Origin of the sequence: Anderseniella sp. Alg231-50 (assembly GCF_900149695.1) — a bacterium.
Taxonomy (GTDB): domain Bacteria; phylum Pseudomonadota; class Alphaproteobacteria; order Rhizobiales; family Aestuariivirgaceae; genus Anderseniella.
Map to the genome: position 1 here is coordinate 19,539 of NZ_LT703005.1, position 14,040 is coordinate 33,578.

Consider the following 14,040-nt stretch of genomic DNA (forward strand, 5'->3'; position numbering starts at 1 on the left):
TGATTGCTTTGTCCGACGGTCGCGACAACTATCCCGGATGGGTGTCCTGTATAGTCGTGTATGGCCTTTCTAATCGTGTATGGTTTTTCGATGTCTATTTATCTGTCTGACAAAGACAACAAGGATGGTGAAGACGGCGGTGGCGAAGGCCAGACCGGTGTCATCACGCGTGAACAGACCAAAACCAAGAAGCCCAGCATGTACAAGGTGCTTCTGTTGAACGATGATTACACGCCCATGGAGTTCGTGGTGCACGTACTGGAACGGTTCTTCGGTAAAAACCGGGAAGAGGCTACCGTCGTAATGTTACATGTGCATCAAAAGGGTGTCGGTGTATGTGGTGTCTACACCTACGAAATTGCTGAAACAAAAGTTACTCAAGTCATGGATTTCGCCCGGCAGCACTCACATCCGCTGCAATGCACCATGGAAAAGGAATAGGAGCCTCACGTGCCCACATTTTCTCGTAGTCTCGAACAGGCGCTGCACAGGGCGCTGGCTTTGGCCAGCGATCGCAGTCACGAGTATGCAACGCTGGAGCATTTGCTGCTCGCCCTTGTCGATGACAAGGACGCCGCATCTGTGATGCGCGCTTGCAGTGTCGACGTTGACCAGTTGCGCCGCAGCCTGGAGAACTATGTCGATAACGATCTCGCCAGCCTGGTGATGGCAACAGGCGATGACGCCAAGCCGACTGCCGGTTTCCAGCGGGTCATACAGCGCGCCGTTATCCATGTGCAGTCATCGGGACGCGAAGAAGTAACCGGTGCCAATGTGCTTGTTGCCATTTTCGCCGAACGTGAAAGTCATGCTGCCTACTTCCTGCAGGAACAGGACATGACGCGCTACGACGCTGTCAATTTCATCTCCCACGGCATAGCCAAGAAGCCCGGACTTTCGGAAAGCCGTTCGGTGCAGGGCGCTTCATCCGATGAAGAAGGCGATGAGGGCGAGGACGTAATTGACGGCGAAAAGTCCGGTGACGCGCTGGACAACTTCTGCATCAACCTCAACCAGAAAGCCACCGACGGCAAGATCGATCCGTTGATCGGCCGCGAATTCGAGGTCAACCGGACCATCCAGGTGCTGTGCCGCAGGTCCAAGAACAATCCGCTGTTTGTCGGAGACCCCGGTGTCGGCAAGACCGCCATCGCAGAAGGTCTGGCCCGAAAGATCGTCAAGGGTGAAGTACCGGAAGTTCTGAAAGAATGCACCATCTTCCAGCTCGACATGGGTGTCCTGCTGGCCGGCACACGCTATCGCGGCGATTTCGAAGAACGCCTCAAGGCGGTGATTAAGGAAATCGAGGAATATGAAGGCGCCATCATGTTCATCGATGAAATCCATACCGTCATCGGAGCAGGGGCCACTTCCGGTGGTGCCATGGATGCCTCAAACCTGCTCAAGCCTGCCTTGTCAGCAGGGTCCCTGCGCTGCATGGGATCGACCACTTATAAAGAGTACCGCCAGCATTTCGAAAAAGACCGGGCGCTGGTGCGCCGGTTCCAGAAGATTGATATCAAGGAGCCGTCGGTGCCGGATGCAGTCAAGATCCTGACCGGGCTGAAACCGTACTTCGAGGAGTTCCACAAGGTGCGTTATACCAATGACGCCATCAAGTCTGCCGTGGAATTGTCCAGCCGCTACATCAATGATCGCAAACTGCCTGACAAGGCAATCGACGTGATCGATGAAAGCGGCGCGTCGCAGATGCTGCTCGCGGAAAGCAAGCGCAAGAAGACCATCGACGTCAAGGATATCGAGGATGTCATTGCGACCATGGCCCGCATCCCGCCGAAATCCGTTTCCAAGAACGACCAGGAACTGCTCAAGGACCTGGATACGGAACTGAAACGTGTCGTGTTCGGCCAGGATGATGCCATCAGTGCATTGTCGTCTGCCATCAAGTTGTCGCGCGCCGGACTGCGCGAACCGGAAAAGCCTATTGGGTGTTATCTGTTCTCCGGTCCGACCGGTGTCGGCAAGACCGAAGTGGCCAAGCAATTGGCTGCCGTTCTGGGTGTTGAATTGCTGCGCTTTGACATGTCGGAGTACATGGAGCGCCATTCGGTCTCCCGGCTGATCGGTGCGCCTCCGGGCTATGTCGGTTTCGACCAGGGCGGCCTGCTGACCGACGGCATTGATCAGAACCCGTACAGCGTGTTGCTGCTCGACGAGATCGAAAAAGCTCACCCGGACCTGTTCAATATCCTGCTGCAGGTCATGGACCACGGCAAGCTAACTGATCACAACGGCAAGTCGATTGATTTCCGCAATGTGATCCTGATCATGACCACCAATGCCGGCGCGGCTGATCTTGCCAAATCGGCATTTGGCTTCACCCGTTCCAAGCGTGAAGGCGACGACGGCGAAGCCATTACCAAGATGTTCACGCCGGAGTTCCGCAACCGGCTCGATTCGGTGATCGGGTTCGGGCACTTGCCGCCGGAAGTGGTGCGCATGGTGGTGCAGAAATTCGTGCTGCAGCTGGAAGCGCAACTGGACGAACGCCAGATCAATATCGAACTGTCAGACGACGCGGCCGACTGGCTGGCTCGCGAAGGCTATGACGAACAAATGGGCGCACGGCCATTGTCGCGTGTGATTCAGAAGTACATCAAGCAGCCTCTGGCTGATGAGGTACTGTTCGGCAAGCTGGTCAAGGGCGGCACGGTAAGCGTCCTGCTGGGCAAGGATGATCAGGGGCTCGACGAATTGAAGTTCAAGTTCCTGTCGCGTGATCAGGAAAAAGCCCTGCCGAAACCGGTGGAGCGTAAGTCTCTGCCGCGCAACAAGAAAACTACTGCCAAGAAGCCGCGGACACCGTCGCCCGCATCAAAGGCTGCACCGAAAAAGAAAAAGGGCGGTGGCGGAACACCAGGACGTACCGAAAAGGTCAAGTAGCAAGTAACCGTCCAAACCCGTAACCACAAATGTGACTTTTACGCCGGGCCTGTTCAGGTCCGGCGTTTTCGCATGCAGACCATGCGGTTGTGCGGGTTGCGGCCTGTGCTGCTGTACCGGTAAACATGCAACCCATGGGGCAGACCGCGCATTCCAATCAGGAAACCGATGTTACCGGATATGACTGGACCGGCATGTCCGGCGGCATCCGGGCGGCATTTTCCCTGCCTGGCCTGGTCATGGCGTGTTCGTTCATCGGCTTCGGTGCCCTGATCCACGATGTCGGTTTTCCGCTACTTGCCGGTGTCGCGACCATCCCGCTGATATGGGCTTTGCCCGGCCAGGTGTTGTTCGTGACCATGTGGCAGTCGGGTGTTGCGCTGCCGCTGATAGCAGCAGCGGTATCCCTGACCGCCGTCCGCCTTTTGCCCATGACCATCGGTGTGCTGGCTCAGGTTCGGCTGAAGCAGGCATCCCGGTTGCCGGAATTCCTGCTCGGGCATTTCACGGCGGTTACCATTTGGGTCCTGTCGCTGACCAGCTTGCATGATGTGTCCCCCCAAAGGCAGTTACCGTGGCTGGTTGGCCTTGGCACAGCCTTGATGGGACTGATGATGCTGGTTGTGCCGCTGGGATATTACCTTGCCGATGGCCTGCCATCGACACTGGCTGCGGCACTGGTGTTTTTCACGCCCGCCTTCTTCCTGCTGTCGCTGTTTTCAGGCGCCATCTGGCGGTTCGATTACGGCGCCATTGCCCTTGGCTGCATCCTGTTGCCGATCGCGCGTTATTACGCGCCGGAATTCGACCTGTTGATCGCCGGTGTTGGCGGCGGCACTGTTGCCTTCATTCTTCTTCGTCCGCGCCGCAAGGGGCTGCTGAAATGAGCCAGCTTGCACTCATTCTGGCGGCCATGATTCCGGCTGGCTTCATCGCAACCTATCTGTGGCGGGCACTCGCCGTGGTTGCAGTCACCCGTATCAATCCGGAAAGCGATTTGCTGCTGTGGGTGAGGGCGGTCTCCACGGCGCTCGTCGCTGCCCTGGTCATGCGCATGATCATCGCACCGTCAGGTGTACTGTCCACCATAGCGCTGGAACACCGGTTCGCGGCAGTCGCCATCGGAGTAGGGGTGTTTTATGCCGCGTCTCGTTCGACACAAATCGCCACCTTCGCAACGGTCATTGCGTTGGTCCTGTTGAACTTGATGCTGGGATAAACTGGTGTCGCAGTTGAGCGCCTCTAATCCGCCAACACAGACCGCAGCTTTTCAGCCAATTCGGCAAGATCGTCCTGATCGGCCATATCGCCTGCCGGCGGCCGCATCTTGATACCTTCATGGCGCGGAATCACGTGCACGTGGGTATGAAAGACAACCTGGCCACCAGCACTTTCGTTAAACTGCTGGATGGTCACTCCGTCGGCATCAAATGCCTTGACCACCGCATGCGCCATTTTCTGGACGGTTGCCATCACCGCGTTGAGGTCATCGCTCGCGATATCAAGCATGTTTCGCGACGCGGCCTTGGGAATAACCAGACAATGCCCGTCGGCACGGGGCATGATATCCATGATTACAATGGTGTTGTCGTCTTCATAGACTTTGTGGCTGGGTAACTCGCTGCGCAGGATTTTGGCGAAAATATTGCTGTCATCATAAGTGGTCATTTAGAATTTCCCGGTTTGCGGTTGTTGCAATTGACTAACTCAGAAGTTGAGCAACGCCAACCCTCAAAAATCCTCTTCTCTTTCTCCCCGTCTGAATGGCGAGTGGTGTTCTTCAATCAGCTTGTTGTCACGCGCCACGGCCCTGCGCTCCTGTTCAAGATAGTCGGCCACGGCCGAATGCAGGCGCGGGTCCTGGATCATGTGGACGGACCGTGTGGTCACGGGCAGGTATCCGCGCGCCAGCTTGTGCGGACCTTGCGCGCCGGCTTCCACCCGCTTCAGACCACGGGAGATGGCAAACTCGATGGCCGTGTAGTAGCAGACCTCGAAATGCAGGCAGTCATGGTGTTCGATGCATCCCCAGTTGCGGCCATAGAGTGCATCGCCACCGATGAAATTTATGGCACCGGCGATCCAGCGCCCGTTATTGCGCACCATGATCAGGGCAATGTCGTCGGACATGTTCTCGCCAACCGATGAAAAGAACTCACGGGTCAGGTAAGGGGTTCCCCATTTACGATCGCCTGTGTCCATGTAGAAGTGGAAGAAGTGGTCCCAGTGGTCTTCGGTGATGTCCTCGCCGGTCAGCACCTGGATGTCCAGCCCGCTTCCGGCCACGGTCTTGCGTTCCTTGCGGATATTCTTGCGCTTGCGCGAAGAAAGTGCGGCAAGAAACTGATCAAAAGAGGAAAAATCCTCATTGTGCCAATGAAATTGCGTATCGTTGCGCTGCAACCAGCCGAAATCGCCGAAATCCTTGTATTCGTCCTCGGCGATAAACGTCATGTGGGCAGACGACGCGCCAAGCCGGCCCGCCAGTTGGCTCGACGCATCCGCCATGGCTGCACGGCACTGTCTGAGCTTGTCAGCTTGCGTCACAAGGACTTTCGGGCCGGATGCGGGGGTGAACGGAACCGAAATCTGCAGCTTTGGATAATACTGCCCACCGGCCCGCTGGATAGCCTCCGCCCAGCCATAGTCAAACACATACTCGCCTTGCGAGTGATTTTTCAGATAGCACGGCATCACCGCGATGGTCTGTCCGTCACCGGACTTCAACTGCATGTGCTGGCCGAGCCACCCGGTTTCCGCGACAGCCGAGCCTGAAGTCTCCAGCGCTTTCAGGAATGCATGGCGCACAAACGGGTTGTAGGGACGCCATGGCGGATTGGCGCACATGTCCCAGGTGTCGGCATCAATGCCCGAAATGGATTGATGAACCTCCATGGAAAACTGGTCTTTTTCCGGTGTCGTCATTTCAGGACTTAGACCATGGCCTTGGGCGCATACCCTTCAAATGTAATCTGATCACACCATCTTAGCGCATCTGATGCTTCTTGTTCGGAACGGATGGTCCAGCAGATCATCGGCGTGCGCGTTTTCCGAAACATGCGCGACACGGGGCAGGGCAGCCAGTGCTTGTCCAGCGACAGGAAGTTCGGTTGCGTTACATCCAGATGGCGAAATTCCCGCAGCGAAAGCCGTGTAGAGAGCGGCAGCCAGGGATAATCGTCCTGTGTTGCACCGTCTGCCACCATACCCCGGATGATGTCAGGAGCTTCATGGGCGAGCCAGCCGACCTGAACCGGGTCGAACGACATCACAGCAACATGTCCGGCATAAGACGCCAGGCACTGAGCGGTCCGCCGCACCAGATCGGTGTTTCCCGACCATTGGCTTTTGACTTCGACCACCAGCCCCACCCTGCCGGCGACCAGCTCAAGCAATTGCATAAGAGTGGGAATGGTGCCGCTGCCATTTGCATAGGAAATTTCACTGAGGTCAGCCGCCTTGAAGTCATGGATGGAACCCGTTTCATTTGTCAGCCGGTCCAGGCTGTGATCATGAAACACCATCGCCTCGCCATCGCTTGAAAGCTGCACATCAACCTCAATGGCATAGTCGTGCTCGATCGCCGCCTCGGCGGCGAGCAGTGAGTTTTCCACCACGCCGTTTTGTACGTCATGCAGCCCGCGATGTGCGATGGCGACCTTCGTCAGCCAATCGCAATCGGGATCTGTTGGCCGCCACATCGGCGTCAGCCTTCTATTCGACTTCTACAACGGCCTCGATCTCAACGGAGAGATTGATTGGCAGCGATCCGGCGCCAACGGCAGAACGGGCATGCTTGCCCTTATCCCCGAATACTTCAACCATCATGTCGGATGCACCATTGATGATTTTCGGCTGGTCGCCAAACCCCGGCACACCGTTTACAAAACCAACCAGTTTGACAATCCGCTTGACCTTGTCCAGATCGCCGTCACAGGCCTGCTTCACCTGGGCTATGATATTGATGGCACACAATTTTGCCGCCTCCGTCGCGTCTTCCACGGATACCGTGTCGCCGACAATGCCCTGATACATGAACTCGCCGTCTTTCAACGGCACCTGACCGGCTGTAAACACAAGATTGCCTGTGCGAACCCAGCCGACATAGTTGGCAACCGGTGCCGCCGGAGTTGGAATTTCCATGCCCAGTTCTGCAAGACGGTCGTCGATGGTACCCATGATGATTTCCTCTGAATGGTTTCGTGTCGATTGCGCCGCAATCTAGAGCAACATGGGTTCAATTGAACCCATAAAATTGCTCTAGCACTCCGCAAGCGATCAGTTTTGTGGTTTTTGATTGTTTCAATCAAAAGCCATACTGATCTAAGGGGGGATGCGACACTTGACCAGCCCGGAAATGACGCTGTTTCAGAAAGTCGCCGCTTGCGATGGTCCGGCAGGTCACGCTAGCGTGCCGGTGAACTGAATCAGGGGTTTGTATTGATGACAAAAATTGTTTTTCTGGACCGGGGTACCTTCGCACCGGAAATTGACCTGGTGCGCCCGGACATCGATCATGACTGGGTCGAGCATGCCGCAACATCGCCGGAACAGATTGTCGATCGACTCCAGGGGGCAACAGTCGCCATCACCAACAAGGTTCCGATCCGGGCTGAAACCCTGGCGCAATTGCCGGACCTGAAAATGATATCGGTGGCTGCAACCGGTTTTGACGTCATTGACGTGCCGGCGTGTCGTGACCACGGCGTCGTGGTTTCAAATGTCCGCGGTTACGCCGCCAACACCGTGCCGGAACACACATTTGCGCTGATTTTCGCACTGCGACGCGCCATTGCCGCCTACGCCGACGATGTCGTTGCCGGCAACTGGCAGGAGGCCGGCCAGTTCTGCTTCCACACACACGCCATCAAGGACCTGAATGGTTCGACGCTCGGAATTTTCGGTGAGGGCAATCTCGGGCAGTCAGTTGCCCACATTGCGCGCGCACTCGGCATGACCGTACTGTTTGCCGCCCACAAGGGAGTGGACGGGCTCGGTCCGCTTTATACGCCGTTTGACGAAGTCCTGGAGAGATCGGATGTCATTACCCTGCATTGCCCGCTGATGCCAGGTACCCGCAACATGCTCGCCAGTGCCGAGTTCAGGAAAATGAAACGGCAACCGCTGATCATCAACACCGCCCGTGGCGGACTTGTAGACGAGGCAGATCTTGTAGCCGCCCTGGATGAAGGCCTGGTCGGCGGCATCGGTTTTGATGTCCTGACCACCGAACCGCCGGCGCCCGATCATCCGTTGATGCAGGCTGCTGACCGGCCCAACGTCATCATAACACCGCATATTGCATGGGCGAGCTTCGAAGCCCAGACTGAATGCTGGCGCCAGACCGTTGACCATGTAAATGCCTTTTTCGGGGGGCAAGCAAAGAATCTGGTAACTTGAGCAATAACCTGCGACATCTGGAAAAACTGACGGAGAATGATCTTGAGCAAATTATCCGGTTTTCTGAGCGGTACGGTAATCGTTGCCACTGGCGTGTGTTTCACACTGCCCGCTCTGGCGGCGTCGCCATTGGCGGCTCACCGGGCCGTTTATGACATCTCCCTGAAATCTGCCGAAGACAGAACCGGAATTTCCGGCGCCAAGGGTCGCATGGTCATAGAGTTCAGCGGCAGCGGATGCGAAGGCTGGACGGTCAATTTTCGCATGATCAACCAGTTTTTCCTGTCCGGCGGCAAGTCGCGTGTTCTGGACAGCAGGTCATCGATGTGGGAATCCGGCGAAAGCGATCAGCTGCGCTATGTCCAGCGCCAGTTCGTTGACAGCAAGCTGCAGGAAGAAAAAGAACTGCGCGCAAAACTCGCGGAGGGGAAAACCGGTGGATCCGGCGCCATCACCAAGCCCAAGGAAGAAATTTTCTCGTTACCGGAGGGCGTGACATTTCCGGTTGATCATCAGTTGAAGATCGTCAAGGCGGCAGAGGCAGGGGAAACGCGCGACGAGACGTTGCTGTACGATGGTTCCGATGGATCAAAACCGGCCATCGCGATCACCTTCATCGGCTCGAAGAAGGATGCCGGCGAGGATCAGACAGATGCGAAGATGAAGGACGTGAACGGCCTGTCCGGCTGGCCGGTGTCGATCTCCTACTACAAGCCGGACAATCAGGACAAGGAAACCCCTGAATACCAGGTCAGCATGGTGTTGTATGAAAACGGCGTATCCGGTGACATGAGCCTGAACTACGGTGACTTCGTCCTGGATGCCAAGTTGACGGATATCAAGCTGCTGGAAATGACTGCGTGCAATTAACTGCCGTCCGGCTTGCCGCTGTTCCGGCCGTTTACCAGGTCCTGCAGGTCGCATATCGAGCCGAACAGGTGACTTTCCGATGCGATCAGTTGCAGGGCCGCGTCGTGCCACTGTTGTCTGGGTGACGCGCAGCAATTCGCAACCGTCAGGCACCAGTATCCGGCATCGACCGCTTCGCGCAATGTCGAGTGAACACAACACTGTGTGGTGACACCGGCCAGGATCAGGTGGGTGACTTTTTTTGCCTGCAGCATTTCGTGCAGGCCACTGCCGTGCATTTTGCCGAAACCCGGTTGATCAATGACCGGTTCTGCAGAATGCGGTTTGAGCTCATCGACAAAATCGCAACCGCGTTGCCCGCGTATCAGGTACTTGCCGAAGGGCCCCGGCCTGCCGACATACCCCTGGCTGGCCTTGTGTGCCGTCACATCGGACAGATCTTCAGCGTAGGATTCTCTGGTATGAACAATCATGCACCCCAAATCACGCATGATGGCAGTCAACCGCGAAAACGCCGGGATGATCCGCGCCATCTCGTTTGGCTGGCCGCCTTCGTCGAAGAGGAAATCACGCTGCATGTCGATGGCCAGAAAGGCTGTGGACGCCGGTTCAAATTCGTAGGTCCTGTTGTGCCAGCAACTGATCTCGTGATGTGTCAACGGCTGTCGCCTTTCAATCCGCGCCCCTTTTCCACTGCCGCGGCACCAAATTTGTCGCGTAACTTGTCCATGGCCAGCTCCACCTTGGCATGAGCGTCGGCCCGCTGGTCAAGCCCGCCAACCTCGGCATCGGCGTCCAGTTCGGCAAGGTTGCTGATACCGACCCCGATCAACCGGAATGCGGTCTTGCCGTCAACCTCGCGTTCCAGCATGGGTTTTGCAGCATCGAAAATGCGTGTCGCCAAAGCTGTTGGATCCGATAATGAGGTGTTTCGTGTTCGTGTCTTGAAGTGATCCGTCTTGAGTTTCAATACGACGGTCGTGCCGGCCATGTGATCCTTCTTGGCGCGCCGGGACACTTTTTCAGACAATCTCCACAATATCTTTTCGAGTTCCGGATAGTCGGTAATGTCGGTATTGAACGTGGTCTCCGCCGAAATACTCTTCGACGCACTGCGACCCTGAACCGATCTGGCATCCTCGCCGCGCGACAGATGATAGAGCCGAGACCCCAGGGACCCGTACTGCCGCATCAAATCGTTTTTCTCCATACGCTGCAATTGCCCAATCAGCCGGATGCCGTCCTTGTGCAGCTTCTTCTGCATGGCGGCACCCACCCCCCAGATGAAACTGACCGGCCGGTCGCGCAGAAACTCGACACATTCGTCAGGTCCAATCACAAACATTCCCCTCGGCTTGTCCATGTCCGACGCCAGTTTGGCAAGGTACTTGGTGTGGGAAAGCCCGATGGAAACCGTGATACCGATTTCGTCCTCTATCTTGAGGGCAAGTTCACATAGCGCCCGCACCGGGCTCTTTCCATGCAGCCGTTCGGTGCCGGTCAGATCCATGAAAGCCTCGTCGATGGATATTGGTTCCACCAGCGGCGTGAGCTGTTTCATCAACTCTCTGACCTGCTTGCCGACTTTCGCGTATTTCGCCATGTCCGGCCTGATTACAACTGCCTTGGGGCAGGCTTTGAGAGCCTTGAACATCGGCATGGCCGACCTGACCCCGTGAATGCGGGCCACGTAACAGGCAGTTGAAACCACCCCGCGGGTGCCTCCACCTATGATGACTGGCTTGTCTGCAAGGTCCGGGTTGTCGCGTTTTTCAACGGCCGCGTAGAACGAGTCACAGTCCAGATGTGCAATTGACAGTTCATGCAGGCGAGGGTGGCTGATCAGCCGTGGCCCATGGCATTGCGGGCACCGTGTCTCGGCCTCTGCAACGCTCGACAGGCAGTCGCGGCATATGGTCTGCATCTGATCATTCCAGTTCGCGTACGATCCGGTCCACGGTCTGAACGGCATCACCTGTGTAGTTGGCCGGATCAAGAAGCGTTGCAATCTGTTCCGGTGATCGCAGCGCACCTATCCTGGTATCGTCATTCAGGACTTCAGCAAAACTTACACCTGTCTGGCGGGCTTGTGAAATCAGATCGGCGACCGCGTGGTGCGCCTGTGTACGTCCCATGTCACCGGCCAGGTCCATCATGACCGCTTCGGCACAAATCAGGCCACCCGTATGCGCAAGGTTTTGCGCTATCCGGGCCTCGTCAACCTGCAGGTTTGCCACCAACGTCGTGCACTGCTCTACAGCTGCATGGCCGTAAATGAAACTTTCAGGCACCACGGCCCACTCCATCGTCCACGCCGCCATGTCCCGTTCGTGTTCATGCATCATCGCGTCCAGTGCAAGCGGCGGCCGTACTGCCATCAACCGGGCCAGCGCCACAATGTTCTGCGCCAGCATGGGATTGCGCTTTTGCGGCATGGTGGATGAACCTCCGGTGCCGGGGGCTGCGCCTTCCGCCAGTTCACCGATTTCGGTGCGCTGCAGGTTTACGATTTCGTTGGCGATTTTACCGCAGGTTGCAGCCGATATCGCCACCTGGCTTGTGATATGGGCAATCAGGTCTCTTCCCGTATGCCAACTCTCTTTGGAATCAACCAGGCCGAGCATCTTTGCCAATGCCTCGCGGACCCCGGCACCTTGCAAACCGAGGGTTGCCAGTGTTCCGGCTGCCCCGGCGAACTGAACAGGCAGCATGGCGGCCAATTCACACAACCGCTCCAGATGGCGTTTGACCTCGCTTGCCAGCAGGGCAAACTTCAAGCCAAGCGTAATCGGCACCGCGTGCTGACCGTGCGTGCGCCCGGCCATCGGAAGCTCACGCCATGTCCTTGCCTGCAGTACACACGCTGCGAGCAGGTGTTCGTGGCTTGCAGTCAACAGGTTCAGTCCGGTCCGCATCTGCAGGACAAGCCCGCTGTCCATAATGTCCTGCGTTGTGGCGCCGAAGTGGACATACTGGCCGTATTCTCCTGAATTGGCTTCAATAGCGGCAATGACCGGGGTCAGCGGGTGAGATGCAGCTGCTATCCGGGAACCCAACTGCGCAAGATCGTACTTGTCAGATGCGCAGGCCGTGCAGATTGCGTCTGCTGCTGCCTCGGGTATCAGTTTCAAGTCCGACTGAACCCTGGCCAGAGCGGCTTCAACCTCGAGCCAGCATCGCAAGGTGGCAGTGTCGGAAAAGACCTCCTTCATGGCCACTGTCGAGAACAAGTGTCCCAGCAGTCTGGAATCCTGGACGTGTGCAAATCCTGTCACTTTGGTGCTCCAAGTTATGTCACTGAGGCCAGAGCCGCGCCGCACCGCGAACGCCGGACTCCGGACCATGCATAGCGGCTTCTACACGAATACTGACCGCATCTGCAAAAACGTACGGCGCTATGGCGGCCGGCAAACGGTCGACCAGTCCGTTCAGGCCGGACAGACCTCCGCCCAGCACGATGACTTCCGGATCAAAAATGTTGATGACATGGGCCAGTCCGCGCCCGCATCTGTCAAGATGCCGGCTGAGCGTTGCGATGGCATCTTTATCTCCCGCTGCTGCATTGAAGTCTATTTCCTCCGCAGGTAACTGAATGCCTGTCCGGGCATAATGGTCATTGGCGAGGCCCGGGCCCGACAGCCATGTTTCCAGACAGCCTTTGCGCCCGCACCAGCATGCAGGACCGGGCAGTTCAGAACCTTCAGCCCACGGCAGCGGATTGTGGCCCCATTCACCGCCAATACAGTGGCGCCCGGACACAGCGGTTCCGTCGATGACCAGACCACCGCCGCAGCCGGTTCCAAGGATGACGCCAAATACCGATGCAGCAGCTTGCCCGGCTCCGTCATAGGCTTCCGAAACAGCCAGGCAATTGGCGTCGTTGGCCATGCGCACATTGCAATTTAATGCGGTTTCCAGGTCGGTTTGAAAGTGTCGGTCGTTGATCCAGGTGGAATTGGCGTTCTGAACCTTGCCGGTTATCGGCGAAACGGAACCGGGCATTCCAATTCCAACACTGTAATGGTCGGATTTGGCTGTGTCGGCCAGTTCGCTGACCATTGCGGATATGGCCGTGATCGACCCGGAATAGTCGCCGCGTGGAGTGGGCACCCGGGCCACGGCGAGCACCTTGTCATTGTCACCGATGGCAATGCCGGCGATTTTTGTGCCGCCAAGATCAATGCCGATACGCATCAGCCTGATGCCTCGATCCCGGTGAAAACCGTTTCGATATGGCGATGCGCATCCGGCCAGTTGTCGGTGCGGTGATGGATATAGGGTTCATGGATCACATGGCGGCCAAATCGTTCGTCCTGCATGAAATGAACCAAATTGACGCTGGGCATATGTTCTGATGCGGATTTCAGGTAACCGGTATGATCATCGATAAACGCCACCGGTGCCGTGTGATCAGCTGCAATCGCTGATATCGCAGGACCTTTCGGCCCGGAATTTGTCACCAGTGGAAAGTTCAGTCCATGACTTGCCAGGTTCTCGACGCGCTCTGATCTGAACTGTGACGGCAGGTTGCTCAGCATGACGACATCAGCGTGCCTGGACAGTGCGTGCAGGGCAGGGACCGCACCCTCGATAACTTCGAGGGAGTGCGTGAGTTCCTCGAAAAAGCTCATGATGGCCGGCCCGACTTTTTCTTCTTCCAAAGGCCGGTTGTCATGCTTGTGTCTGATGTTCCCGTTCAACGCGAAACTGGCAGGATCGAGCCACAGGTCATTTCGGTCCAGCCAACCTTCCAGCCCTTTCAGAAAATGCACAACCACTTCATCGACATCGCACAACAGCAATGGCCGGTTTTTGTCGAGTCTCAGCAGTGATATTTGTTCCAGGGTTGTGTCGCTAATATCCATA

General features: G+C 56.8%; 15 protein-coding genes. 6 read left to right on the forward strand and 9 right to left on the reverse strand.

Annotated elements, in window-relative coordinates:
- The first annotated feature begins 90 nt into the window (after window positions 1–90).
- From clpS to DHN55_RS16315, 4 genes are all read left to right on the forward strand, one after another.
- Window positions 91–441 (forward strand): ATP-dependent Clp protease adapter ClpS, encoded by a 351-nt coding sequence (gene clpS, locus DHN55_RS16300; protein ID WP_108882934.1) that lies wholly within the window; start codon window positions 91–93, stop codon window positions 439–441.
- 9 nt (window positions 442–450) lie between these two features.
- Window positions 451–2,904: an ATP-dependent Clp protease ATP-binding subunit ClpA gene (clpA, locus tag DHN55_RS16305; RefSeq protein ID WP_108882585.1), complete on the forward strand. Its 2,454-nt coding sequence runs from the start codon at window positions 451–453 to the stop codon at window positions 2,902–2,904.
- 134 nt (window positions 2,905–3,038) lie between these two features.
- Window positions 3,039–3,791 (forward strand): AzlC family ABC transporter permease, encoded by a 753-nt coding sequence (locus DHN55_RS16310; protein ID WP_337660426.1) that lies wholly within the window; start codon window positions 3,039–3,041, stop codon window positions 3,789–3,791.
- Entirely contained in the window at window positions 3,788–4,123 is a 336-nt protein-coding gene (locus DHN55_RS16315; protein WP_108882587.1) for an AzlD domain-containing protein, read from the forward strand. Before DHN55_RS16310 ends, DHN55_RS16315 begins: the two co-directional genes overlap by 4 nt.
- 23 nt (window positions 4,124–4,146) lie before the next feature.
- Here the strand turns inward: DHN55_RS16315 and DHN55_RS16320 are convergent, their stop codons facing one another.
- From DHN55_RS16320 to DHN55_RS16335, 4 genes are all read right to left on the reverse strand, one after another.
- Entirely contained in the window at window positions 4,147–4,572 is a 426-nt protein-coding gene (locus DHN55_RS16320; protein WP_108882588.1) for an HIT domain-containing protein, read from the reverse strand.
- Window positions 4,573–4,635: 63 nt separating this feature from the next.
- Window positions 4,636–5,829, reverse strand: a complete 1,194-nt coding sequence (locus DHN55_RS16325) for a GNAT family N-acetyltransferase (RefSeq protein WP_108882589.1) — start codon at window positions 5,827–5,829, stop codon at window positions 4,636–4,638.
- An 8-nt stretch (window positions 5,830–5,837) separates the two neighbouring features.
- Window positions 5,838–6,605 carry a glycerophosphodiester phosphodiesterase family protein gene (locus DHN55_RS16330; protein WP_108882590.1) on the reverse strand — a complete coding sequence of 256 codons (768 nt, stop codon included), beginning with the start codon at window positions 6,603–6,605 and terminating at the stop codon, window positions 5,838–5,840.
- Between the two features lie 13 nt (window positions 6,606–6,618).
- Complete coding sequence (locus DHN55_RS16335) at window positions 6,619–7,086, reverse strand: RidA family protein (RefSeq protein WP_108882591.1); 468 nt, start codon at window positions 7,084–7,086, stop codon at window positions 6,619–6,621.
- Window positions 7,087–7,347: 261 nt separating this feature from the next.
- On the opposite strand from DHN55_RS16335, the gene DHN55_RS16340 reads away from it, so the two are divergent.
- Window positions 7,348–8,304, forward strand: a complete 957-nt coding sequence (locus DHN55_RS16340; RefSeq protein ID WP_108882592.1) for an NAD(P)-dependent oxidoreductase — start codon at window positions 7,348–7,350, stop codon at window positions 8,302–8,304.
- A gap of 42 nt (window positions 8,305–8,346) precedes the next feature.
- Window positions 8,347–9,174, forward strand: a complete 828-nt coding sequence (locus DHN55_RS16345; protein ID WP_337660428.1) for an EipB family protein — start codon at window positions 8,347–8,349, stop codon at window positions 9,172–9,174.
- Here DHN55_RS16345 and DHN55_RS16350 read toward each other — a convergent pair.
- Genes DHN55_RS16350 through DHN55_RS16370 form a run of 5 tightly spaced genes read right to left on the reverse strand, consistent with a single transcriptional unit; the run spans window position 9,171 to window position 14,039 of the window.
- Window positions 9,171–9,833: an isochorismatase family protein gene (locus tag DHN55_RS16350; RefSeq protein WP_108882594.1), complete on the reverse strand. Its 663-nt coding sequence runs from the start codon at window positions 9,831–9,833 to the stop codon at window positions 9,171–9,173. The genes DHN55_RS16345 and DHN55_RS16350 overlap by 4 nt on opposite strands.
- Complete coding sequence (locus DHN55_RS16355; RefSeq protein WP_108882935.1) at window positions 9,830–11,098, reverse strand: DNA polymerase IV; 1,269 nt, start codon at window positions 11,096–11,098, stop codon at window positions 9,830–9,832. The genes DHN55_RS16350 and DHN55_RS16355 overlap by 4 nt, the downstream gene beginning before the upstream one ends.
- 4 nt (window positions 11,099–11,102) lie before the next feature.
- Window positions 11,103–12,449: a class-II fumarase/aspartase family protein gene (locus DHN55_RS16360; protein WP_337660429.1), complete on the reverse strand. Its 1,347-nt coding sequence runs from the start codon at window positions 12,447–12,449 to the stop codon at window positions 11,103–11,105.
- 19 nt (window positions 12,450–12,468) lie between these two features.
- A complete protein-coding gene (locus tag DHN55_RS16365) occupies window positions 12,469–13,368 on the reverse strand; it encodes an ROK family protein (protein WP_108882596.1) in 900 nt (299 codons plus the stop codon).
- Window positions 13,368–14,039 carry a hypothetical protein gene (locus DHN55_RS16370; RefSeq protein WP_108882597.1) on the reverse strand — a complete coding sequence of 224 codons (672 nt, stop codon included), beginning with the start codon at window positions 14,037–14,039 and terminating at the stop codon, window positions 13,368–13,370. Before DHN55_RS16370 ends, DHN55_RS16365 begins: the two co-directional genes overlap by 1 nt.
- Window position 14,040 lies beyond the last annotated feature (1 nt).